Annotated in this window: 20 protein-coding genes; 5 read left to right on the forward strand and 15 right to left on the reverse strand. The window is 70.4% G+C overall.

Annotated elements, in window-relative coordinates; genetic code table 11:
- Positions 1 to 174: 174 nt before the first annotated feature.
- Both QMO56_RS07935 and QMO56_RS07940 read right to left on the reverse strand, forming a co-directional pair.
- Positions 175 to 465 carry a type II toxin-antitoxin system RelE/ParE family toxin gene (locus QMO56_RS07935; protein ID WP_283524730.1) on the reverse strand — a complete coding sequence of 97 codons (291 nt, stop codon included), beginning with the start codon at positions 463 to 465 and terminating at the stop codon, positions 175 to 177.
- Positions 466 to 478: 13 nt separating this feature from the next.
- On the reverse strand, positions 479 to 751 hold the full coding sequence (locus QMO56_RS07940) for a CopG family ribbon-helix-helix protein (RefSeq protein WP_283524732.1): 273 nt from the start codon (positions 749 to 751) through the stop codon (positions 479 to 481).
- Between the two features lie 298 nt (positions 752 to 1,049).
- Between QMO56_RS07940 and QMO56_RS07945 the strand changes: the two genes are divergently transcribed.
- Both QMO56_RS07945 and QMO56_RS07950 read left to right on the forward strand, forming a co-directional pair.
- The gene (locus tag QMO56_RS07945; protein WP_283524733.1) at positions 1,050 to 1,772 is read left to right on the forward strand and encodes a DUF2786 domain-containing protein; all 723 of its coding nucleotides are present in this window, start codon (positions 1,050 to 1,052) and stop codon (positions 1,770 to 1,772) included.
- Positions 1,769 to 2,215: a hypothetical protein gene (locus QMO56_RS07950; protein WP_283524735.1), complete on the forward strand. Its 447-nt coding sequence runs from the start codon at positions 1,769 to 1,771 to the stop codon at positions 2,213 to 2,215. Before QMO56_RS07945 ends, QMO56_RS07950 begins: the two co-directional genes overlap by 4 nt.
- Before the next feature lie 134 nt (positions 2,216 to 2,349).
- On the opposite strand, the gene QMO56_RS07955 is transcribed toward QMO56_RS07950, so the two are convergent.
- The 7 genes from QMO56_RS07955 to pehA all read right to left on the reverse strand — a co-directional run bounded on the left by QMO56_RS07955 (position 2,350) and on the right by pehA (position 11,929).
- On the reverse strand, positions 2,350 to 4,779 hold the full coding sequence (locus QMO56_RS07955; protein ID WP_283524736.1) for a recombinase: 2,430 nt from the start codon (positions 4,777 to 4,779) through the stop codon (positions 2,350 to 2,352).
- A 129-nt stretch (positions 4,780 to 4,908) separates the two neighbouring features.
- A complete protein-coding gene (locus QMO56_RS07960) occupies positions 4,909 to 5,796 on the reverse strand; it encodes an ABC transporter permease (protein WP_283524738.1) in 888 nt (295 codons plus the stop codon).
- Entirely contained in the window at positions 5,796 to 6,728 is a 933-nt protein-coding gene (locus QMO56_RS07965; RefSeq protein WP_283524740.1) for an ABC transporter permease, read from the reverse strand. The genes QMO56_RS07960 and QMO56_RS07965 overlap by 1 nt, the downstream gene beginning before the upstream one ends.
- Entirely contained in the window at positions 6,729 to 7,736 is a 1,008-nt protein-coding gene (locus QMO56_RS07970; protein WP_283524742.1) for an ABC transporter ATP-binding protein, read from the reverse strand.
- Complete coding sequence (locus tag QMO56_RS07975; RefSeq protein ID WP_283524744.1) at positions 7,733 to 8,728, reverse strand: ABC transporter ATP-binding protein; 996 nt, start codon at positions 8,726 to 8,728, stop codon at positions 7,733 to 7,735. Before QMO56_RS07975 ends, QMO56_RS07970 begins: the two co-directional genes overlap by 4 nt.
- 4 nt (positions 8,729 to 8,732) lie before the next feature.
- Positions 8,733 to 10,400, reverse strand: a complete 1,668-nt coding sequence (locus QMO56_RS07980) for an ABC transporter substrate-binding protein (RefSeq protein ID WP_283524745.1) — start codon at positions 10,398 to 10,400, stop codon at positions 8,733 to 8,735.
- Entirely contained in the window at positions 10,397 to 11,929 is a 1,533-nt protein-coding gene (pehA, locus tag QMO56_RS07985; RefSeq protein ID WP_283524746.1) for a phosphoric/sulfuric ester hydrolase PehA, read from the reverse strand. Before pehA ends, QMO56_RS07980 begins: the two co-directional genes overlap by 4 nt.
- A 176-nt stretch (positions 11,930 to 12,105) precedes the next feature.
- Here pehA and QMO56_RS07990 point away from each other — a divergent pair, with 176 nt between their 5' ends.
- Positions 12,106 to 12,615: a cupin domain-containing protein gene (locus QMO56_RS07990; RefSeq protein ID WP_283524748.1), complete on the forward strand. Its 510-nt coding sequence runs from the start codon at positions 12,106 to 12,108 to the stop codon at positions 12,613 to 12,615.
- Between the two features lie 144 nt (positions 12,616 to 12,759).
- Here the strand turns inward: QMO56_RS07990 and QMO56_RS07995 are convergent, their stop codons facing one another.
- From QMO56_RS07995 to QMO56_RS08020, 6 genes are all read right to left on the reverse strand, one after another.
- Entirely contained in the window at positions 12,760 to 13,203 is a 444-nt protein-coding gene (locus tag QMO56_RS07995) for a DoxX family protein (protein WP_283524749.1), read from the reverse strand.
- Between the two features lie 130 nt (positions 13,204 to 13,333).
- On the reverse strand, positions 13,334 to 14,734 hold the full coding sequence (locus QMO56_RS08000) for a nitronate monooxygenase family protein (RefSeq protein WP_283524751.1): 1,401 nt from the start codon (positions 14,732 to 14,734) through the stop codon (positions 13,334 to 13,336).
- Between the two features lie 143 nt (positions 14,735 to 14,877).
- The gene (gene pnp, locus QMO56_RS08005; protein ID WP_283524753.1) at positions 14,878 to 17,085 is read right to left on the reverse strand and encodes a polyribonucleotide nucleotidyltransferase; all 2,208 of its coding nucleotides are present in this window, start codon (positions 17,083 to 17,085) and stop codon (positions 14,878 to 14,880) included.
- Between the two features lie 515 nt (positions 17,086 to 17,600).
- Positions 17,601 to 18,167: a hypothetical protein gene (locus QMO56_RS08010; protein WP_283524755.1), complete on the reverse strand. Its 567-nt coding sequence runs from the start codon at positions 18,165 to 18,167 to the stop codon at positions 17,601 to 17,603.
- 211 nt (positions 18,168 to 18,378) lie between these two features.
- Positions 18,379 to 19,992, reverse strand: coding sequence for a phosphoenolpyruvate carboxykinase (locus tag QMO56_RS08015; protein ID WP_283524757.1), 1,614 nt, complete (start codon positions 19,990 to 19,992; stop codon positions 18,379 to 18,381).
- Between the two features lie 221 nt (positions 19,993 to 20,213).
- Positions 20,214 to 20,948 carry a HugZ family protein gene (locus QMO56_RS08020; RefSeq protein ID WP_283524759.1) on the reverse strand — a complete coding sequence of 245 codons (735 nt, stop codon included), beginning with the start codon at positions 20,946 to 20,948 and terminating at the stop codon, positions 20,214 to 20,216.
- A 158-nt stretch (positions 20,949 to 21,106) separates the two neighbouring features.
- Between QMO56_RS08020 and QMO56_RS08025 the strand changes: the two genes are divergently transcribed.
- Together QMO56_RS08025 and QMO56_RS08030 are read left to right on the forward strand one after the other, a co-directional pair.
- Positions 21,107 to 21,808 carry a response regulator transcription factor gene (locus QMO56_RS08025; RefSeq protein WP_283524760.1) on the forward strand — a complete coding sequence of 234 codons (702 nt, stop codon included), beginning with the start codon at positions 21,107 to 21,109 and terminating at the stop codon, positions 21,806 to 21,808.
- A complete protein-coding gene (locus QMO56_RS08030; protein WP_283524762.1) occupies positions 21,808 to 23,502 on the forward strand; it encodes a stimulus-sensing domain-containing protein in 1,695 nt (564 codons plus the stop codon). The genes QMO56_RS08025 and QMO56_RS08030 overlap by 1 nt, the downstream gene beginning before the upstream one ends.
- The last annotated feature ends 123 nt before the right edge of the window (positions 23,503 to 23,625 follow it).

Consider the following 23,625-nt stretch of genomic DNA (forward strand, 5'->3'; position numbering starts at 1 on the left):
CCTCCAGGTGGCCGCCGCATGATTTAGGGAGTGTGAAGCCTTCCAAACACCCCCCTGCCCCCCTTTGCGGGGGCGGAAAGCCGCTGTCTCAAGGGGACAGGCCGTAACGCAGCTCGGCCTGGCCGAAGGCGGCCCGCCGCGAGGGGCCGGAAAGAAAGAAGCGCAGCAGCACCGTCATGCCCATTCCTCCCGTCCCTGTCCGATGCGGATCAGGGCCACCCTGCCAGCCTCATCAAGACCGTACCGCACCATCAGGCCGATCCCTGCGAGCGGCACCAGCAGCTCGCGCCGCCCGGTGCCGTCGGCCAGCGGCCGGCCCAGCATCACGTCCTCCGCCAGCCGCCGCGTCACGCGGAGAACCGTCTGCGCGGCACGGCGCGCGGCCTCCGGGCTACGGGCGCGGAGGGCACTCAGCAGACGGTCGAGATCGGCCACCGCCTCGGGCAGCCATACCAGCATTGCCATGGGCGACGGCCGGTCACCGCCCCGGGAGGGGGCGGGCGCCTTCCGTGCCGAAGCCGTCGAGCCACTCCTCGACGGCCTGCTGCGTGACGGCCCGCTCGGAGAGGCGGTACCGCTCCCAGCGCGCCAGATCCTCCCGCTTCTCCTGCTCGTAGCTCTCCTCGCGGTCGAGGAACTCCAGCACGGCCTTCTTCATCAGCCAGTGCGGCGAGCGGTCGCGCACGCGGCCGAGCGCCTGCAGCCGCTGGCGCGTCGCTTCATCCAGCTTCAGCGCAAGGCTGCTCGACACGGCAGGCTCCGGCGGTGGTGATCGGTCGCACCTCTCTATACCGGGCCATGCTGTCACAGGGATGAAATCTCCAGAGGGCAGCCTTGCCGCGAGCGCAGCCATGGGGAACGCCGGCGGGGCCGCAGTTCTACTCCCCTCCCGCACCGGTTTGGGAAGGAAATTCCCCCGATTCTTAGCCTCGCCTTGTCGTTTTTCTCATCGCCTGAGGCATTCCGCGGCAGAGCTGCCGCCCTCTCGCCCCCTGCTGCCGGCAGCCGCCGGCGCATGCTATGGACGGCCCCATGCATGAAGGAATGGCATGAACCAGGCTGCCGAACTGGCGCGGGTCAAGGCCCGCATCCGGGCCCTGACGGAGAAGACCGTCTCCAATGGCTGCACCGAGGCCGAGGCGCTCGCCGCGGCCGAGATGGTCGGCCGGCTGCTGGAGCGCTACGCCCTCAGCATGGACGAGGTGGAGCTGCGCGAGGCCCGCTGCGTCCAGGTGGAGGTGCCGCTCGCCGGCCGGCGCCGGCGCCCGGTGGATGCCTGCGTCCCCGCCATCGCCCGCTTCTGCGACTGCAAGGTCTGGCTGGCGCGCGAATCGCGGGGCGCGCGCTACGTCTTCTTCGGCCTGGAGCCGGACACCGCGCTGGCCGCCTACCTCTTCGCCGTGGTCGAGCGCAGCATCGGCGCCGAACTGGCCACCTTCCGCGCCGCCCGCCCGGCGCTGCGCGGACTTCCCCTGCGGCGCGCCTCCACCAGTTTCCAGCAGGGCATGGCCGGCCGCATCGCCGAGCGCCTGGAGGCGATGGCCCGCGAGCGCCAGGCCGGGATGGCGGCGCGGCCGAGCGCCGGCACGGCGCTGGTCGTCGCCAAGCAGCAGGTGGTGGAGGAAGCCTTCCGGGAGGCGGCCATCCGGCTCGTCGCCACCCGGCGGCAGGCCATCCAGCCGGATGGCTCCTACCACCAGGGCTATGCCGCCGGGGACCGCGTCAACCTGAACCGCCCCCTGCGCGGCCGTTCCCCCGGCCTGATCGAATGAGGCGCCTCCGCGACAGCCAGCGCCAGCGCCTCTATGCCTGGGAGGACCGGGTGGTGGCCCCGCATGGCGGCGCACCCCTCCCCTTTGCCGCCGCCCAGGGCATGGTGGATGCCATCTGGGCCGAGCTGGGCCTGCGCTACCCGCCCAAGGTCGAGCCCCTGCCTCCTCAGGCCACCCGCCGCATGGCCGACGCCAATCGCCTGCGCCTGCGCCTGCCCGCCGAGTTCCCGCCCTGGGTGCTGCTGCACGAACTGGCCCACGCGCTCAGCAGCACGCAGGATGGCGCCTCCGACGGGCATGGACCCATCTTCGCCGGGCTCTACGTGCAGCTTCTGGAACGCTACCTGCGCCTGCCCGCCACCATGCTGATGGCCTCCCTGCGAGAGGCGGGGCTGCGGGCGGAGCCTTCGGCCCGGCCGGTGTTCCTGGAGGAAGCAGAGTAAAAAGATCGGGGGAATGAATTCCCCCAAACCCCCATCTTCTTTTTGTCCGTTCAAGCGCATCGCCCTTTGCCAGGGCGGGAAACGCGAAGCAAAAAGAAGGGGGACTGGGGGAATTCATTCCCCCAGACTTTTCCTCAGATCGGGCAGACCCCGCTGGCGCATTGCAGGTGCGCCCAGTCCACCGCCTCCCGGCTGGCTTCGTCGGTGATGCCCTCGACCAATGCGGCGAAGCGGCCGGCCGAGACTTCCTCCTCCGGCAGGTACTCGTAGCCCAGCTTCTCGTCCGGCTGGCTCGGCAGCACGCTGCAGCAGCGCACCTCCGGCTGATGAGCGGCGACAATGGTGCGGAAGGCGTCCAGATCGTGCTGGTCGGTATAGACCTTCAGCGTGTAGCTGACCTGGTTGCCCCGCTCGGCGCCGATCCAGTGCCGCTCCAGCAGGCGCAGCCACTGGTACTGCTCCTCCGGCGCCGCCTCCGGTGCGGTGACCAGCTGCTCGCCCAGCCCCAGCCGCTGCACCAGCGGCACGGTGGGGAAGCCGACGATGGTCATGCCGGGAAAGCTGCGCAGCTCCCGCAGCGGGTAGCCGCGCGCCGCATAATCCGCCAGCAGCGGGTCGGAGCCGCGGTGCCATTCGCCGGTCTCCACATCGCGCGTGCCCTTGAACTGCACCCAGCGCAGGTACTGCCGGCGGGCCGGGAGATGCGCGCCCTCGGTCAGGCCGAAGAGCTTGCTGGTGGTGCCGGCCGGCTTCACCGTGGTCACCGTCACCGGACGCGCCACGCCGAGCGCGTCGGCATAGCGGTCGGCCTCGTCCTTGGCGGCGGCGGAGAGGCGGCGCAGCGCCGCCCAGAAGGGCGCGGCACGGCTCTCGTCCAGCAGGTCGCGGAAGCCGAGGCCGAAGCGCATCCAGGCCCATTCATGCAGCCCGGTCGGGCCGATGCCGATGCGGTTGGTGCGCGCGACCTCCTCGCCATAGAGCGCGTCCATCCGGTTGGCGCGGATCAGGAAGCGCACGCCGAGCCGCACGGCATCCTCCACCCGGCGGTCCCAGAGGTCCGTCACCTCCTCCGGCGCGGCACCGGGGATGAAGCCGTTGAAATCGGCCGGGCAGGCCAGCAGCGGCGCGAAATCGGCGATGACGCAGTAGCCGCCGGTGACGTGCAGCGTGATCTCGCCGCAAGGGTTGGTCGTCACGGGGAAGCGGGCCTCGGCGGCGCGGCGGGAGGCCTCGGCCAGCAGGCCGGCGGCGGCATCCACCTGGTAGCGGGCGCTGCGGAAGTCGCGGCCATCCTCATGCACCGGCTTGTCCCAGGCGCTGCCGGTGCGGTGGTCCTCCAGCAGGTCGCCATTGATGAAGCCCGGCTCGCCGTTGATGTAGGCGCAGGCCGTGACCTCCTCGAAGACCATGCGGGCATGGCGGGCCAGCGGCCCGCTGTCCTCGCCGCGCACCAGGGCCCAGAAGGTTCGGTCCACCATCACGGAGTGGTTGGCGGTCCAGAGCCCGCCCTCCGACTTGGCGCGGATGAAGCGGCGGATGCCCGGGTCGCGCCAGGACTTGGTGGCCATGCGCGCGGCGCGGCGGGCGCCGCCCACCTGCACCTCGACAGAAAGATAGTGGTCCACCAGCAGCGCCTGCTCCCAGGGCTGCAGCGCCTCGCCCTGCGGATCACGGCCGCGGGCCGGCTCGATGACGTGGCGGCGGATGTTGAGCAGGCCGCGCAGCAGCGAGATGGGGCCGGAGGAGGGCCGCCCCTGCATGCCGCGGATCGGGCTGCCGGCCGGGCGGATCTCGGAAAGGTCCAGCACCAGCACGCGGTCGGCCTCGCCGCGGAAGGCCATGGCCTCCAGGACCTCGATCGCCTTGGCCCAGCCCTCGCGGCTGTCCGCCACGCGGTGCAGCACGGCGTTGGCGGGCAGGTTCTCCAGGTCCGGCACCAGCTCGCGGGCGAGGAAGTCGCGCAGCCCGGCCTCGGCGGCCGCGTCGAAGCTCTCCTCGGTGCCGCCCCAGGGCAGCAGGCCCATCTCGGTGCCGAACCGGCGCAGGGCGGGGCGGTCCTGCGGGTAGTCGGCATGCTCCGGGGAGAGGTGGAGGCGCAGCTCAGGCGCCTGCCCCCAGTCCACCGTGGCCAGCGCGTCGTCATAGGCGCGGCCGACGCCGGAGCCGTTCAGCAGCAGGTAGAACTTGGCGAAGGAGGCGATCGCCGTGGCGCAGTTGGTGAAGACCTCCAGGTTGCGCCCGGCCTGCCCGGCATCGCCATGCTGCAGGTGGCGCCCCGAGGTGAGCAGCGCCCCCGTGGCGATGGCATTGCGCAGCCGCGCCTGTTCGGTCACCCGTGCCGCGCCGCTGCCGAGCAGGCCGAGATTGCCCTCCGCCACCCGGTCGGCCACACGGCCGAAGCTCTCGCCGTCCTCCGGGCGAAAGACGGTGCGCCGCCCCACCGCCAGGCCCATGCCGGCATCCAGCGGCCGCGCGGGCAGCGGCGTCTCGCCGAAGCTTTCGCCTGGCGGGGCATCGGCCTCCGCGCGGTGAAGGCGGGGCAGAGGGTGGCTGTATCCGTCCATGAAGGCTCCGGTAGGCTGGGCGTGCCGGCGCCGGACCTGCGAATCGGCCGGCGCCACTACCAGATATGGTATGCCCGATCCGCGAAGAACACCAGGGATCGATTCCGCAAAGCCCCCTCGCCCGCTCCTTCAGCGCAGGGTGGGATCCAGCCGGTCGCGCAGCCAGTCGCCCAGCAGGCTGACGGAAAGGGTCGTCAGCACGATCACCACGGAGGGCGTCAGCAGGATCCAGGGCGCTCGCGTCAGGTATTCCCGCCCATAGCCCACCATGTTGCCGAGCGAGGTGTCCGGCGGCTGCACGCCGAGGCCGAGGAAGGAGAGGCCGCTTTCCAGCAGGATGATCTCCGGGAAGGCCAGCGTCATCGAGACGATGAGCGTGGAGGCGATGTTGGGCAGCACGTGCCGGGCATAGATCCGCCAGGGCGTGGCGCCGAGCTGCCGCACGGCGGCGGCATAGCCCTGGCCGCCGGCGCTGATCGCCAGGCCGCGGGCGATGCGGGCATAGCGCTCCCAGCCATGCAGGCCGAGCAGGCAGATGAACAGCGGCAGCGAGTTGCCGAAGAAGGCCAGCACCGAGAGCGCCAGGATCAGGAAGGGCATCGAGGCCTGGAAATCCACCAGCGCCATCACCGCCTGCTCGACCAGGCCGCGGAAATGCGCCGCCAGGAAGCCCAGCGTGACGCCCAGCACCGCGCCGATGATGGCCGCGCCGAAGGCGATCAGCAGCGACAGGCGGATCGAGACGATCAGCCGGCTCAGCACGTCCCGCCCCAGCTCGTCGCTGCCCAGCGGGTGCAGCCAGGAGCCGCCCATGAAGACCGGCGGCGCGAGGCGCGCGCGCAGGTCGAGCGCGGTGTGGGAGAAGGGGCTGATCCAGTCCGCCAGGAAGGCGATGCCCAGCATCAGCGCGATCCAGAGCAGCGCGAAGAGCACCATCGGCGGCAGGCCGGCGCGCTTGCGGGCCAGCGGCGCCGCGAGGGTGGCCGGCGGCGGCGTGGCGGCGGTGGTGTCGGACATCACGCGGCCTCCCGCGCGCCCATCCGCAGCCGCGGATCGAGCACGCCATAGAGCAGGTCCACCACCAGGTTGGCGGTGATCATGGTGGCGGCGACCAGCAGCAGGATGCACTGCACCACCGCCAGGTCGCGGTTGGCGACGGCGACCACCAGCAGCCGCCCGACGCCGGGCCAGGAAAAGACGCTCTCCACCACCACCGCGCCGGCCAGCAGCGAGCCCACCATGAAGCCGACGATGGTGACGGTGGGGATGGCGGCGTTGGGCAGCGCATGGCGGCGCACCGCGACATGCCAGGGCACGCCCTTGGCCAGCGCCGTGCGCATGTAGGGCTGCCCCAGCACCTCCAGCATGGCCGAGCGGGTGAAGCGCGCCAGCACCGCGGCGCCGCCCATGCCCAGCGTGATCACCGGCAGGATGGCGTGCATCCACGTGTCCTGCCCGCCGGAGGGCAGCCAGCCCAGCTGCACGGCGAAGACCAGCACCAGCAGCAGGCCCAGCACGAAGGAGGGCACGGTGAAGCCGGCGACCGCCAGCAGCATCACCGCGCGGTCGGCGAAGGAGTTGCGGTGCAGCGCCGCGTAGATGCCGGCCGGAATGCCGAGGCCGAGCTTCAGCGCCAGCGCCGGCAGGGTCAGCGCCAGGGTGGCGGGGATGCGCTCGCCGACGAGGGCGATGGCGCTGCGCCCGTCGCGCATGGAGTTGCCGAGGTCGCCGTGCAGGATGGCGGTGAAGTAACGGAGATACTGCATCCAGAGCGGGTCATCGAGGCCCCAGGACCGGCGGAAGGCGGCCACCGCCTCGGGCGGCGCGTCGGGCGACATGATGATCAGCGCCGGATCGCCGGAGAGCCGCAGCACGACGAAGGCGAAGGTGACCACCAGCACCAGGGTCAGCAGCGAGCGGGACAGTCGGAAGGCGAGGAAACGGAGCATTCAGGCGGCTTCCCGCAATTGGGGCGCGGCGATGCCCTGGCCGGCGGGGATCTCGCCCTGCGCCACATGGCAGGCGACCCGGCGGCCGTCGCCGGGGCGCGGCTTCAGCGCCGGGGTCTCGGCGACGCAGCGGGCGCTGGCCACCGGGCAGCGCGGGTGGAAGGCGCAGCCGGTGGGGCGCGCGGCGGGGTTGGGCGGGTCGCCCTGCAGCACGATGCGCCGCCCCCGCCGGCCGGGATGCGGAATGGCCGAGACCAGCGCCTGGGCATAGGGATGCGCCGGGTCGTGCAGCACCGCGTCCGGCTCGCCCTCCTCGACGATGCGGCCGAGATACATCACCGCGACCCGGTGGCTGACCTGCCGCACCGCGCGCAGGTCGTGGCTGATGAAGAGCAGCGAGATGCCGCGCGCCGCCTGCACCTCGGCCAGCAGGTTCATCACCTGCGCCTGGATGGAGACGTCGAGCGCGCTGATCGGCTCGTCGCAGACCAGCAAGGCGGGGTCGGTGGCGAGCGCCCGGGCCAGCACGGCGCGCTGCCGCTGGCCGCCCGAGAGTTCGTGCGGGTAGCGGTCGGCATGGTCCGGCCGCAGCCCGACCGAACGCAGCAGCGCCGCGACCTTTTCGGCATCGGCGCCGAGGCGATGGATCTCCAGCGGCTCGGCCACCTGCGCGCCGATGGTCAGCCGCCGGTCCAGCGCGCCGAGCGGGTCCTGGTAGACCATCTGCATCCGCGCCCGCAGCGCCCGCCAGCCGGCGGTGCCGGGCGGCGGCAAGGGCGCGCCCTCGAAGCGGACGGCGCCCTCATCGGGTTTCTCGACGCCCAGCACCAGCCGGCCGGTGGTGGACTTGCCGCAGCCGGATTCGCCGACCAGCCCCAGGGTGCGGCCGCGTTCCAGGGTGAGCGAGACGCCGTCCAGCGCCCGCACCTCCACCGGCCGGCCGAGCCAGCCGCGCCGCATCGTGTAGCGGCGGACCAGCCCCTCGGCCTCCAGCAGCGGCGCGCTCATGCCGGCTGCAGCTCGGGCGCGCGCACCGGCGCCGCGGCCGGGGCGAAGGGGCGGATGCAGGCGGCACGGTGCCCGGGCGAGACGGCGCCCAGCGCCGGCACGCCCGCGTCGCAGGCGGCGGCGGCCTTCGGGCAGCGCGGCGCGAAGGGGCAGCCGGGCGGCATGGCCCAGGGCTCCGGCACGCCGCCCGGAATGGCGGCCAGCGGGCGGCGCGGCCCGTGCATCGGCGGCAGCGCGGCGAGCAGGCCCTGGGCATAGGGATGCGCCGGGCCGGTGAAGAGCCGCTCGGCCGCCGTCTCCTCGACGATGCGGCCGGCATACATCACGCAGACCCGCTCGCAGGTCTCGGCCACCACGCCGAGGTCGTGCGAGACGAGCACCAGCGCCATGCCGGTATCGCGCCGGATCTCCTGCAGCAGCTCCAGGATCTGCGCCTGGATGGTGACGTCGAGCGCCGTGGTCGGCTCGTCGGCCACCAGCAGCTCGGGCTGGCCGGCCAGCGCCATGGCGATCATCACGCGCTGGTTCTGCCCGCCGGAGAGCTCGTGCGGATAGGCCTCCAGCCGCCGCCGGGCATCCGGCATGCCGACCCGGTCGAGCAGGCGCCGCGCCTCCTCCCGTGCCGCCGCGCCGTCCATGCCGCGATGCAGCCGCAGCGCCTCGGTGATCTGCCGGCCGATGCGGTGCACCGGGTTCAGGCTGCTCGCCGGGTCCTGGAAGATCATGGCGATGCGGCCGCCGCGCACCCTGTCCAGCGTGGCGGGGGCGGCGCCGAGCAGCTCCGCGCCCTCCAGCCGGACGCTGCCGGAGACCCTCGCCTTGCCGGGCAGCAGGCCCAGCGCGGCGAGCCAGGTGACCGACTTGCCGCAGCCGGACTCACCGACCAGCGCCACCGCCTCCCCGCGCCCGACGGCGAGATCGACGCCGCGCAGCGCCGGGATGCCGTCGAAGCTGACGGTGAGGTCACGAATCTCGACCAGGGGCCCCGCCATGCCGTCAGGCCTTCCAGTTGTGCGCGCGGAACTCCATCGCGAAGGCCGGCGCCGCCTTCCAGGGCGTGTCGCGGCCAAGGCCGGTGAAGGTCGCGTTCTGGTGCAGCACCGTGTAGGCCGGGTCCTCCCGCTCGCAGATCTCCAGCATGCGGCGGAAGATCTGCCTGCGGCGCGCGTGATCGGTCGAGGTCTCCAGCTCCACCGAAAGGCGGTTCATCTCCTCGTTGGTCCACTCGCCGACCTGCTGCTGCTGCCCGTTCGGGCCGTGCTGGTTGACGATGGAGGAGACGGGGTCGTTGAAGGGCGCGCTGTTCGACCAGTCGCGCACCGCCCGGCCCGGCTCGCGCGAGAGGATCTGCGACCAGTTCTCCTTCATCTCGATCTGCACGTTCAGGCCGACCTGCTTCCACATCTCGACCAGGATCTGCGCCGTCGGCACCTGGCTGGTGTAGTAGTTGTTCAGCAGGCGGTAGGGGATCGGGTCGCCCTTGTAGCCGGCTTCCTTCAGCAGGCGCTGCGCCTCGGCCGGGTCATACTTCGGCACCGACCAGTCGCTGATGAACATGTCGTCGTAGTAGGGCCACTGCAGGCCCTTCGGCACCTCGGTGCGGCCGGCCCAGAGGCTGTCCACGATCGCCTGGCGGTCGATCGCATGGGTGAAGGCGCGGCGCACGCGCGCGTCGGCGAGCTGCGGGTGCGTCTTGTCGAAGACGGTCAGGCGATGGTTCAGAATGGTGCCGCCCTGCACCTGCAGGCGCTTGTCGCTCTCCACCGTGCCGATCTGGTCGGGCGGCAGGTCGCAGGCGAACTGCACCTCGCCCGAGCGCAGCATGTTGATGCGCGAGGACACCTCGGGAATCTCGATCAGCCGGATCTGCCGGATCGGCGGGCGCTCGCCCCAGTACGCGTCATGCGCGGCGAGCAGGAGGGACTGGTCGGGGCGGAACTCGACCACCTTGTAGGGGCCGGTCAGCACGGGCGCGCGCGCCCAGTCGAACCAGGTCTCGGCCTCGACATAGGCGCGCTTGTTGATGATCTCGCTGCCCATGCGCGAGATGCGGCCTTCCAGCGTGACGTCGGGCGTCGCGTTGTGGAAGCGCACCTTGTACTTGTCGACGATCTCGACGCGCTCCAGCGCCGGCCAGGAGCGGCGGGCGACGGCGGGCACCTCGGGCGGCAGGTCGCGGCCGGCGCGGGTCGGGATGCGGTCGCCGCTGACCTCGATGGTGCGGCCCTGCGCGGTCGGCCTGGTGTCGCCGAACATCGCCTCGGGACCGAAGGAGAAGGCCACGTCCTCGGCGGTCATCTCGTCGCCGTTGTGGAACCTCACGCCGCGCCGCAGGTCGAGCTCGATCACGCTGTCGCTGATGCGGCGCCAATCCGTGGCCAGGCGCGGGATCGGCTTCAGCCCGCCCAGCAGGTCGCGCCCGATCAGCCCTTCCCAGATCATCGAGAAGGTGCGCTCGCCGACATTCGACTGCTCGCGCAGCACCGACAGCGTGTTGCTGTTGCTGATCTTCTGCACCGCGATGGTGATGCTCGGCCGCTGGTCGGCCTGGGCGATGGCGAAGCGGGGCAGCGCGCCGGCACCGAAGGCCGCGCCGGCGCCGAGAAGCAGGGAACGGCGCTGGAAGGAAGGGCGCTGGAAGGAAGGGCGGGGGGCGGGAATCATGGATTGCGCTCCTCGAGGCCGCGCGGCGTGGCGCGGAAGTGAGTCAGGGTGCGTTCGGCGTGGCGCATGCGGTGGGAGAGCGCCTTCTGCGCATATTCGGCGACCACCGCGGCATAGGCCGGGTCCTCGGCCAGGTTGGTGTACTGGTCGGGGTCGCGCTCAAGGTCGAAGAGCAGCGGCGGCAGCGCGGCGAAATGGACGTATTTCCAGCGCGCGTCCTGCACGACGCAGAGCGCGCTGTCGTCCATCGAGAGCCCGAGCGCTGCCTCGGGCTGCGAGTAGTGCACGTCGCGGAAGTCGTATTCGTAGAAGAGATGCTCGCGCCAGTCGGCCGGCTTTTCGCCCTGCACCAGCGGCACCAGCGAGTGGCCGTCACAGGCGCGCGGCGGCTGGCCGCCCAGCCAGTCCAGGATGGTCGGCAGCACGTCCACGCTTTCGGTGAAGGCCTCCTCGACGCGGCCGGCGCCGAGTTTGCGCTCCGGGTCCTTCACCACCAGCGGGATGCGGAAGCTCTCGTCGTGGTAGCCGATCTTGCCGAGCAGGTAATGGTCGCCGAGCTGCTCGCCATGGTCGGAGGTGAAGATGACCAGCGTGTCGTCCCACTGGCCGGTCTCGTCGAGATAGGCGAAGACCTGGCCGAGCGCGTCGTCCACCTCGGTGATGAGGCCGGCATAGGTGGCGCGCATCTGCCGGATCGAGGCCTCGTCCAGTTCCGTCGCGGCGCCGCCGGCACCGTGGAAGAAGGAGCCCTGGCTGATGCCCTTCAGGTAGAAGTCGAGCAGCGGATGCTGCGCCGCCTCCTGCTGCCAGGTCTCGCGCCGGCGCAGCGCCGGCATCTCCGCCGGGCTGTACATGGTGTTGTAGGGCGTGGGCGCGATGAAGGGCGGATGCGGCCGCCAGTAGCCGAGATGCAGGAACCAGGGCTTCTCGCCCTTGCCCTTCAGGTAGGTCAGCGCCCGCTCGGTGAAGTAGGCGGTGTCCGACAGCTCGGCGGAAATGCGGCTCGGGCGGTCGGTGGCGCCGGGCACCGAATCCTCGCCTTCCGGCAGCCAGATGTTCTCGCGCTTTTCCGGCAGCGCGTAGCCCTTCTGGGCCAGCCAGCCGAAATAGCCGTCCATGCTCGGCTCGAAGGCGCCGACGGCGCGGAAGCCCTCCATCAGGTCGCCCAGCGTGGTGAAGCGCGGGTCGCGCGCGCCGGTCGTGCGCGGGTCGGGCGTGGTGGTGGTGTAGCCGATCAGCGCCGGATCATAGCCGATCTGCCGCAGCGCCTTGCCCAGGTTCATATGGCGGGCGTCGAGCGGCACCGTGTTCTGCACGGCGCGGTGGTTCATCAGGTAGAGGCCGGTCAGCAGGCTGGCGCGGGCCGGGCCGCAGGGCACGGTGGTGGTGACGTGGTTGCGGAAGGTCACGCCCTCGCGGCAGAGCCGGTCCAGGTTCGGCGTGCGCAGGAAGTCCGCGCCCAGGGCCGGCACGAAGTCCGCCCGCCACTGATCCACCACGATGAGCAACACGTTCTTCCGGCGCGCCATGGGCATCCCGTCTTCCGGTCTCGATGGCGCGAGGGCTTAGTCGGTGGGGGCGACAGGCGAATGACGGTTGCATGGCAGGCGCGTGACAACGGTCCGGCCCCTCGCTCCGCTTGACGCATTCGCACATCGGCGCGACATGATCCGGCATTGCACGCGCCAGAACGGGAGAACCGCCCATGCCGCATGATGGCCACGACCATTCCGACCTGCCGCCCGGCACCCCGGAGGATGGCTGGAAGCACAGCGGCGTCCGGGTGATCCCGGGCGACCAGCTGGACGCCAACACGGCGCAGACCCCCGGCATGAACCGCCAGGCGGCGATCAACCTGGCCCGCGTGGGCGCGCAGAAGATCTGGGCCGGCACCGTCCACATCCACGCCAATGCCAAGACCGGCGCGCATCATCATGGTCCGCTGGAGAGCGTGATCTATGTGCTGAAGGGCCGCGCCCGCATGCGCTGGGGCGAGCACCTGGAATTCACCGCCGAGGCAGGGCCGGGCGACTTCATCTACGTGCCGCCCTATGTGCCGCACCAGGAGATCAACGCCTCCACCGACGAGACGCTGGAATGCGTGCTGGTGCGCAGCGACAACGAGGCGGTGGTCGTCAACCTGGACATCGAGCCGGCGGAGAAGCCGGAGAACGTCCCCTGGGTGGACCCGATCCACAAGGCGCCGGGCGCCTGACACAAAAAGTCCGGGGGAAGGAATTCCCCCGGGCCCCCATCTTTTCTCTTCGGGTTCCCTGCGCGGGCGGCCCGCGCAGCGCCAAGCTGACAAAAGGAAGATGGGGGGTCCGGGGGGAATTCCTTCCCCCCGGCCTTGCGGCCCTCACTCGGCCGGGACGCCCATCATCCGCGCGCCGCTGCGGCTGCGGTTGCGCCGCGCCGCCAGGATGGAAACCACCACCAGCGCGCCGATCATGCCGACATGCTCGGTCGCCGTGTGGAAGGCAACGATGCCGCGCTCACCCTCCAGGCTCCAGAAATGGTGCACCAGGGGAATGGTAAGGGCGGTGAACACGCCGAGCGCCCCCGCCCCAAGCCAGGTATGGCGGTTCAGGATGATCAGCGCCGAGCCGCCGAGCTGGGTGATGATGACGGCGGTGTTGAACGCCCCCGGCGGGTGGAGCCCGAACATGGCCATTTCCGCCATGCCGCCCTGGAAGTCGATGAGCTTCGCCAGCCCGCTGCCCCAGAAGGGAAAGGTCAGCAGGATACGGGCGATGACTTCCACCGCTGGTTGACACAGGAAGGTTTCGATTGCTCGGGCCATGGCCTCTCCTCCGGCGCAGGTTGTGCTGGAGCATGGGTAGCCCGCTTCGCCGGATGAGAAAATCGCGCGCCCCTGGACGGGACGCGCGATCGCAATCTTGTGCTGATTCCGGAACGGAATTCGCTCGGCCTCAGCGGCCGGACATGATCCGCTCGACCAGCTGCTTCACCGTCGGGATGAAGCCGTTCGAGTAGAAGGGGTCGGAGCCGAAGCGATAGGCGTTGTGGCCGGCGAACATCAGGTTGTTCTCGATGTCGCCGTCATGCGCGATGTCCCGCAGCGTCTTCTGGATGCAGAAGGAGCGCGGGTCGGCCTTCTTGCCGTTGGTGTAGTCCGGCCCGTGCTGCGTCCAGTTGGAGAAGCGGCAGTGGCTGAGGCAGCCCATGCAGTCCGTCTGGTCCTTCAGGATCTGCTTCGCACTCTCGGGCGTGACGAAGACCAGCGTGCTGTCCGGCGTGCGCAGCGTCTCGGTATAGCCCGCCGCTTCCCACTGATGGACGCGCTCCAGGTCGCCCGGGGCCAGCCAGACCAGCCGCTTGCGGGGCCCGACGCCATATTCCGCCGTGTGCTCGCCGACCGGCTCGGGGCTGATGGCCACCTGCCGCTCGTTGCGCGCCTCCAGGTCCCGCAGGAACTCGTTGCGCACCGCCGAGGAATAGAAGCCGGTGGGCGAGTAGGGCTGCAGCAGCACGTCGCCCGGCTTGAGCGAGAGCAGCTTCTGCTTCCAGGCCTCGCTGATCGGGCTTTCCCTGGTCACCAGCGGGCGGGTGCCGAACTGGAAGGCGATCGGACCCAGCTCCGGGTTGTCGATCCAGTCCTCCCACTCCTCCAGCCACCAGACGCCGCCGGCCATGATGATCGGCACCTCGCCCAGGCCGAACTGGCGCATCTGCTCGCGCAGCTTCAGCACGCGCCCATAGGGCGCCTCGGGCCTGTCCGGGTCCTCGGAGTTGGAGAGGCCGTTATGGCCGCCGGCCAGCCACGGATCCTCGTAGACCACGCCGCCCAGCAGCTCGGAAACCTTGCTGTAGGAGCGCTTCCACAGCGCCGTGAAGGCGCGGCCGGAGGAGACGATCGGGTAGTAGAAGACGTTGAACTCGCGGGCGATCTCGGCCAGGCGATAGGGCATGCCGGCGCCGCAGGTGACGCCGTTGATCAGCCCGCGCGCACCTTCCAGCACGCCGCGCAGCACGCGCTCGGCGCCGCCCATCTCCCACAGCACGTTCATGTGGACGCGGCCCTGGCCGCCGGAGCGCTCATGCGCCTCGCGCGCCTGCGCGATGCCGCCGGCAATGCCGTAGGCCACCAGCTCCTCGTGCCGCTCGCGCCGGGTGCGGCCGTGATAGACCTGATCGACCAGGTTGCCCTCAGCGTCGTAGCTGTCGGCATTGACGCCGGAGAAAGTGCCGACGCCACCGGCACCCGCCCATTCCCCGCAGGAGGCTCCTGTGGAGACGGCGACCCCCTTGCCGCCTTCCACCAGCGGAAGCACGTCCACACCGCCCATCCGGATCGCGTTGATTGCCTTCACCGCAGCCTACCGTCCTCAGAAACCGAGTTTCACAGTATCGTCATTTAGGGCCAGCGATACCCGCTTCTTAGCGGCCAGCCCTGAAATTTCTGGAAATACGCCGTGAAGCCGCGGCGGGTTGCCGCCGCGACCTCAAATTTGCGTCAGTCCGCGGCGTGGCCGCGGTCGCGGCGCGGGCGGCGCTCCCGCCGCTCCTCGCTCTCGCCACCCTCGCCCTGCTCACGCGGACGACGGGCACCGACCTGCTCGCTGATATCGGCACCCGTGGCCTGATCGACAACCCGCATGGAGAGCTTCACCTTCCCGCGGTCGTCGAAGCCGAGCACCTTCACCTTCACCTTGTCGCCCTGCTTGACCACATCGGTGGTCTTGGCGACGCGCTCATTGGAAAGCTCGCTGATGTGCACGAGGCCGTCCTTGGCGCCGAGGAAGTTCACGAAGGCGCCGAAATCGGCGGTCTTCACCACGGTGCCGTTGTAGATCACGCCGATCTCGGGCTCGGCGGTGATGCCGCGGATGCGGTCGATCGCCGCCTGGGTCGCCTCGGGGCTGGTCGAGGCGATCTTGATCGTGCCGTCGTCCTCGATATCGATCTTGGTGCCGGTGGTCTCGACGATGTCGCGGATCACCTTGCCGCCCGTGCCGATCACTTCGCGGATCTTGTCCTTGGGGACGTTGATCACGGTGATCTTGGGCGCGTTGGCGGCCACGTCTGTGCGCGCGCCGGTCAGGCCCTTGGCCATCTCGCCCAGGATGTGCAGCCGGCCACCCTTGGCCTGCTCCAGGGCGATCTTCATGATCTCGGGCGTGATGGACGTGATCTTGATGTCCATCTGCAGGGCGGTGATGCCCTGCTCGGTGCCGGCCACCTTGAAGTCCATGTCGCCGAGGTGATCCTCGTCGCCGAGGATGTCGGAGAGGACGGCGAAGCCCTTCTCCTCCTTGATCAGGCCCATGGCGATGCCGGCGCAGGGGCGCTTCAGCGGCACGCCCGCATCCATCAGCGACAGCGAGGTGCCGCAGACCGTGGCCATCGAGGAGGAGCCGTTCGACTCCGTGATCTCGGAGACCACGCGCAGCGTGTAGGGGAAGGAGGTCTTCTCCGGCAGCAGCGGGTGGATGGCGCGCCAGGCCAGCTTGCCATGGCCGATCTCACGCCGGCCGGGGCTGCCCATCCGGCCCGTCTCGTTCACCGAGTAGGGCGGGAAGTTGTAGTGCAGCATGAAGTTCTCGCGGTACTCGCCCGCGAGCTGGTCGATGATCTGCTCGTCCTGCCCGGTGCCGAGCGTGGCCACGCAGAAGGCCTGGGTCTCGCCACGGGTGAACAGCGCCGAGCCATGCGCGCGCGGCAGCACGCCGACCTCGGCCAGGATCGGCCGCACGGTCTTGGTGTCGCGCCCGTCGATGCGCAGGCCGGTGTCCAGGATGGCGTTGCGCACCACCTGGGCCTCCAGCTCCTTCAGCAGGCCCTTGGCCTTCTCGACCTCGAAGCCTTCCTCGGCCAGCTGCGCCGCGATCGCCTTCTTGGCCTCGGAGACCTTCTGCTGGCGGACCAGCTTCTGCGTCTCCTTGTAGGCCTCGGCCATGCCGGCGGTGCCCAGCTCGCCGATGCGCTTCTGCAGCGCCGCCTCCTCCTCGGAGGGCTCCGGCAGGTCCCAGGGCTCCTTCGCCGCGCGCTCGGCGAGCTCGATGATGCCCTCGATCACCGGCTGGAAGCCCTGGTGGCCGAAGGTCACGGCGCCCAGCATGTCGTCCTCGGACAGCTCATGCGCCTCGGACTCGACCATCAGCACGCCCTCGGCGGTGCCGGCGACGACCAGGTCGAGCTTGCTGGACTTCATCTGCTCCAGCGTCGGGTTCAGCACATAGGCGCCCTCGATCAGGCCGACGCGCGCCGCGCCCACCGGGCCGAAGAAGGGAATGCCCGACAGCGTCAGCGCGGCCGAGCAGCCGACCAGCGCGACGATGTCCGGGCTGTTCTCCATGTCATGCGACAGCACCGTCGCGATGACCTGCACCTCGTTGCGGAAGCCCTCGGGGAAGAGCGGGCGGATCGGCCGGTCGATCAGGCGGGAGATCAGCGTCTCCGCCTCGGAGGGCCGCCCCTCGCGCTTGAAGAAGCCGCCCGGGATCTTGCCGGCCGCGAAGGCCTTCTCCTGGTAGTTCACGGTGAGCGGGAAGAAGTCCTGCCCCGGCTTCACCGAGCGGGCGCCGACCACCGTGCAGAGCACGATGGTGTCGCCGAGCCGCGCCATCACCGCGCCATCCGCCTGGCGGGCCACCTTGCCCGTCTCCAGCGTCAGGGTCTTGCCACCCCAGGCGATGTCTTTGCGGAAATAATTGTCGAACATGGATCGTCCTTGGCATCGCGGCCCGCGCCATTCCTGGCGGCGGGCCCTGCTCTCCCCGGCATGGCCGGGGGCCGAAAGAGCGGCACGGGACGTCCAGGCCCAGACCGGATGTGAAGGCCCCGCAAGGGAGGCCCACCGGCGTCTCGGGCGGCATGGCTGGCCGCGGCAGCACCGCGGGTCGCACCATGTGGCCGGAAACGCCGCCCCGCCGCCCCGATCCCAGGGGAAGCACCCCAGGGCAATCTCGGGAGGCGCCCGGTGCAGACGCTGACATCCCGCACGCTCGCGGGTCCGGGCGCCCGGCTTACAGGCCGCCCGCTGCGCCTTATGGACCGCACCGCGCCAGGATGCCACGAGTTTTTTCGTTGGCTTCTCAAGACCAAGCCTGGGCCAGAGGGGGCGCCGCCCCCTCTGGACACCCCCGCCGGGGTGGTTGAACCACCCCGGACCCCGACATCAGAGGGCGCCAGCCTCACGCACGGGCGATGAAGGGTTCGTAATGCGCCATCAGCGCGTCAAAGAAGGCTTTGCTGCTCGAATTCTCCCCCGACTGCGGAATTCGCAGCCCTTCCTCGAACTCCACCCACCATTCCCGCAGGTCGCCCAGGGCTGCGCGCAGGAAAGTCTCGGAACCCGCCACCGTCACCATCGCCCAGGAATGCGAAGTCACGTTCCGCTGTGAAGCCCATCACCCAGGTGCCGCCATGCGCTGCGTGGAACCACTGCAGGTCGCCTTCGCCGAAGCCGATACTCCAGACCGCCGTAAGTTCCTGTAGATCCGGATCGACCGCCGTGCCCAGCCAAGGCTCATGGCCCAGATCCCGGACGGCGTTGAAGAAACGCGCCTCCTCCTCCGGCCTCAACGTGTCCGGCAGGAAGGCGATCTTCCAGTTCCTTTGCCGAAGCCACTCCGTTGAAAAGCGCGTGGCAACCCCGCGATGCGGCGAGGGAACCTTCCAGATCTCCACCATCTCCCAGGCCAGCAAGCCGAGGCGGCGTTGTCCTTCATCGCCGCCCGCCCGGAAGATGGACGGATCGGCCACGGGGTCGAACATCCCAACGGCGCGGAGCGCATCAGTCATCCCGGTCATGGTCCCTGTCTGTCACGGCGCATCGCCAGCCTGCTCAGCCAGCGCTGCCTGTGCCAAAGCCGTTCGAGGCGGGGTCCGGGGTGGCACTGCCACCCCGGCGGAAGGGGTCTGGGGAAGGCGGCGCCTTCCCCAGGGAGCGCCCGAAGAAAAAGGGCGGAGCCTCGCTGGCCCCGCCCTCTTCAGTCGCGAAGGGTGCTGCCGGTCAGGCGGCGGCGCGCAGGGCCGCGGCCTTCACGTCGTCGCTGACCGCGCCGGCGAAGGTCTCGAAGTTCTTCTCGAACAGCGCGACCAGGTGCCTGGCGGTCTTGTCGTAGGCGGCCTTGTCGGCCCAGGCGTCGCGCGGGTTCAGCACGTTGGCCGGGATGCCCGGCACGTCCTGCGGCACGGCGAGGCCGAAGAACGGGTCGGTGGCGAAGGTCGCGTTGTTCAGCGAGCCGTCCAGCGCCGCGCGCAGCAGGGCGCGGGTGTGCTTGATGGACATGCGCTGCCCGGTGCCGTAGGCGCCGCCGGTCCAGCCGGTGTTCACCAGCCACACCTGGGCGCCGTGCTTCGAGATCAGCTCGGCCAGCATCTTGCCGTAGACCTCGGGGTGGCGCGGCAGGAAGGGGGCGCCGAAGCAGGTGGAGAAGGTCGCCTGCGGCTCCTTGCCCAGCCCCTTCTCGGTGCCCGCCACCTTGGCGGTGTAGCCGGAGAGGAAGTGGTACATCGCCTGGGCCGGCGTCAGCCGGGCGATCGGCGGCAGCACGCCGAAGGCATCGGCCGTCAGCATCACCACGTTCTTCGGCAGGCCGGCCATGCCGCCCTCGACCGTGTTCGGGATGAACTCGATCGGGTAGCAGGAGCGGGTGTTCTCGGTCAGCGCGCCGTTGTCGAGGTCGAGATTGCCGCGCGCGTCGGCGATCACGTTCTCCAGCACGGCGCCGAAGCGGTGGGAGGCGTCCCAGATCTGCGGCTCGGCCTCGCGGGAGAGCTTGATGACCTTGGCGTAGCAGCCGCCCTCGAAGTTGAACACGCCCTTGTCCGACCAGCCATGCTCGTCGTCGCCGATCAGCGCGCGCTCGGGGTCGGAGGAGAGGGTGGTCTTGCCGGTGCCGGAGAGGCCGAAGAACAGCGCCGTGTCGCCGCCCTTGCCGACATTGGCCGAGCAGTGCATCGGCAGCACGCCCTTGGCTGGCAGCAGCCAGTTCATCACGGTGAAGATCGACTTCTTGATCTCGCCCGCATAGCTGGTGCCGGCGATGGCGATCACCTTCCTGGCGAAGGAGAGCGCGATCATGGTCGGCGAGCCGGCGCGGCCGCCATCCACCTCGGGGTCGGCTTCCATGCCCGGCGCGTGCAGGATCACGAAGTCCGGCTCGAAGCCGTCCAGCTCCTCGACGGGCGGGCGGATGAACATGTTGCGGGCGAAGAGCGCGTGCCAGGCATGGGTCGTCACCAGGCGCACCTTGATGCGGTGCGCGGGGTCGGCGCCGGCATAGAGGTCCTCGGTGAACAGCTCGGGCTGCTGGCCCAGCCAGCCGCGGACGCGGGTGGTGAAGGCGTCGAACTTGGCCGGCTCGAGCTTCTGGTTGACCTTGCCCCACCAGATCTCCTTCGAGACCTCCGGGTCGTCGGCCACGAACTTGTCCTGCACGGAGCGGCCGGTGTGCTGGCCGGTCACGGCGATGAAGGCGCCGTCCGCCGACAGCCGGCCCTCGCCGCGCCGCAGCGCATGCGCATAGAGCCCGGCGGCGGTCAGGTTGGCATGGATGTCGGCAGTGGAAGTCACGCCGGTCCCGGCAAGGGGTCCGGTGGACGCGGCTTGCGGCGCAGTCATCTGATACTGTTCTCCAATCAAGGCGCTATGCCTCCGGCGAGCGATTCCGCCGGGGTAGGAGCCATTGAATCGCCCGGGCCGGGATCCGCATCTCGTACAACCGCGTACCGCATGGGCATCACCGGCGCAGGCGTCCGAACCCTAGGGCAGGGCCAACGATCTGGTCAATGTTTGTGCAGTCGTCATATTGCATGACGAGAGGCGTATCTCAACGCACGCGATCATTCACGTTTTAGAGACAGGACACGCGCCTGTCGCGCCGCCTGCACCAATGCCTGCCGCACGCCGCCCACCTCCCCGACCGGCTCCGGGAAATCCAGCCGGCAACGCCGCTCGCCCGCCACGAGGTCGCAGCCATCCACGTCCACCGCCACCATGCGCCATTCGCCGCCGCCCTGCCCGAGCAGGTTCACAGCAATGATTTCAAGGGCATCGGCATGGTCGGCGTTCATGTGGGCGCAGATGCCGCCCTCCGCCGCGGCGATCGTGGCCACCGCCTCCGGCGCCGGCAGAAGCTCGCTCGCCCGCAGCCGCGTGGCCGCCGCGAAGCCGCCCACCAGCAGCGCCGCCACCGGCCGGATGCGCCAGAGCGCGAAGTCCGCGAATCCGGCATAGAGGGCCGCATAAGGGTGCAGGGCCAGCCAGCGTGCCTTCAGCGCGGCCTTTTGATCATCCCCCACCCGCTCCGCCAAACCGGTCACGGTCACGCGAGGGGCGGTCTGCGGGTTCGCCTCAGGCGCCATGCCCTGCACCAGCAGGGCGCAGCGCGGCTCGCGCGCGAGTTGCCGGGTGTGCTCCGAGAGGCTGGAAATCCAGAGCAGCAGCGCGAGGTCCGGCGCGGCGGCGGGCGTCACCAGGCTGGCGAAGGGCTGACCCTCCTGCTGGGTGGCCAGGGTGGCGGCGCGCGCCCCGCGCAGCAGGGCGCGCGCCTGGCGAACCGGTTCAGCCTTGTCCATCATCCCTCCGACGCCCTAATGCGCATCCGGCGGCCCGGCTTGCGCCACAATCTCCGGCCATGACGGGCGCCAGGGGGCCTCGCCCCACGGAACCGCGCCCCGCCGGACCCTTGCCCAGCGGATCTATGTCCAGTGGACGCCTCAGGAGCTCCGCGCCCATGCCTGCCACGATCGCCCTGGTCGACGACGACCGCAACATCCTCACCTCCGTCTCCATGACGCTGGAGGCGGAGGGCTTCCAGGTGCGCACCTATACGGATGGCGAGAGCGCCCTGCAGGGCATGCTCTCCCGCCCCGTCGATCTTGCTGTGCTGGACATCAAGATGCCCCGCATGGACGGCATGGAGCTGCTGCAGCGCCTGCGCCAGCGCTCCTCCGTCCCCGTCATCTTCCTCACCAGCAAGGATGACGAGCTCGACCAGCTGATGGGTCTGCGCCTCGGCGCCGACGACTACATCACCAAGCCCTTCTCCCAGCGCCTGCTGCTGGAGCGCATCCGCGCCCTGCTGCGCCGCAACGAGGCCAGCCGCGCCGAGGGCTCCGGCGCGCCGCCCACCGGCGTGATCACCCGCGGCGACCTGGTGCTGGACGAGACCAAGCACACCTGCACCTGGAAGGGCCAGCCGGTGCAGCTCACCGTCACCGAGTTCCTGCTGGTCAAGGCGCTGGCCCAGCGGCCGGGCATGGTGAAGAACCGCGACCAGCTGATCGACGCCGCCTATGGCGAGAACCTCTATGTGGATGACCGCACCATCGACAGCCACGTGAAGCGGGTCCGCAAGAAGTTCCGTCAGGTGGACGACGATTTCTCGATGATCGAGACGCTCTACGGGATCGGCTACCGCTACAAGGAAGCCTGATGCCCGACGCCAGCGGCCCCGCCGCCGAGGCCCGCGCCCCGGCCCTGAAGGAGCGGCGCCCGCGCAAGCGGGTCTCGCCGCTGCTGCGCCGCATCCTGCTGCTGAACATGATGGCGCCGGCCCTGCTCGCCGCCGCCCTGCTCTACCTCGACCAGTATCAGAACGGCCTGATCGCCGCCGAGGTGGAGGCGCTGCGCACCCAGGCCCGCATCTATGCCGGCGGCATCGCCGAGGCGGCGGTGCGCATCCAGGACGACCGCGCCGTGCTGGTGCCCGACACCGCCCGCCCCCTCCTCCGGCGCCTGGTCGAGCCGAGCCCGAACACACAGGCCAAACTGTTCGACACCACCGGCCTGCTGGTGGCCGACAGCCGCGTGCGCGAGGGCCAGGGCGGCGCCATCGTCACCGAGCCGCTGCCGCCGCCCGAGCACCGCAGCCTGCTCGCCGGCACCATCGGCAGCCTCTACGACCGCATCCTCGCCCTGCTGCCGCGCAGCGTCTTCGGCCCGCGCAACGCCGATGACGACGTCTTCGTCGATGTCGGCCCGAATGCCGGCTCCTTCGACTGGCAGCCCGCCCTCGGCCCCGACCGGCGCGAGGAGCTGCGCCTGGCGTTGGAGGGCGGCGTGCGCCCCTATATCCGCCGCACCCAGGACGGGCGGCTGCTGGTCTCGGTGGCCGAGCCCGCCCGGCGCGGCAACCAGAGCGTGGGCATCATCCTGCTGACCCGCGAGGCGCGGCAGGTGGACGAGCGGCTGCTGGAGATCCGCTCCTCCGTGCTCGGCCTCTTCCTGCTGGCGCTGCTGCTGACGGTCGCGGCCTCGCTCTATCTCTCCCGCACCATCGCCTCGCCGATCCTGGCGCTGGCCGGCGCCGCGGCGGCCATGCGCCAGGGCAAGGGCCGCGCCGGCTCGGTGCCGCCACCGCTGCTGGAGCGGGGCGACGAGATCGGCGTGCTGGCGCGCGACCTGCAATCCTCCGCCACCGCCCTCTGGGCCCGCATCGACCAGAACGAGCGCTTCGCCGCCGACGTGGCGCACGAGCTGCGCAACCCGCTGACCAGCGTGCGCAGCGCCATCGAGACGCTGCGCCGCATCGAGAACCCGGAGCACCAGAAGCGCCTGCTCGCCATCATCTCGGACGACGCCGTGCGGATGGACCGGCTGATCGCCGACATCGCCGACTCCTCGCGGGTGGACGCCGAGCTCTCCCGCACCGCCTCCGAGCCGGTGGACATCGCCCCCATCCTCCCGGCCCTCACCGAGCTGCACAACGCCACCCGCAAGCCCGACGCGCCCGTGGTGGAGCTGGAGATGGCGCCAGGACCGCTCGTCGTGCGCGGCGTCGAGGGGCGGCTGGTGCAGGTGTTCCGCAACCTCCTCGGCAACGCCATCTCCTTCTCGCCGCCCAATGGCCGTGTGCGGATGCGGGCCCGGCCGACCGGCTCGATGATGGAGTTCACCGTGGAGGATGAAGGGCCGGGCATTCCCGAGGCCAAGCTGGAAGGCATCTTCGCCCGCTTCTACAGCGAGCGGCCGCATGGCGAGCAGTTCGGGCAGCATTCCGGCCTGGGGCTCTCGATCAGCCGGCAGATCGTCGAAGGACTCGGCGGGCGGATCAGCGCGGAGAACCGGCGCGACGAAGGCGGCAAGGTGATCGGGGCACGCTTCGTGGTCCGGCTGCCGCTGGGATAGCCCTCCCGCGGTCCATGCGAGAGGGCTCCGCCCTCTCGCGCTCTCCGGCCAGGAAACTGAGTTTCCTGGACCTTCCATCAGTGCCTCCGGCCTCCACGCCGCCTCGGCATCCCACGAGAATCC

Source organism: Roseomonas sp. E05, assembly GCF_030063475.1.
Taxonomy (GTDB): domain Bacteria; phylum Pseudomonadota; class Alphaproteobacteria; order Acetobacterales; family Acetobacteraceae; genus Pseudoroseomonas.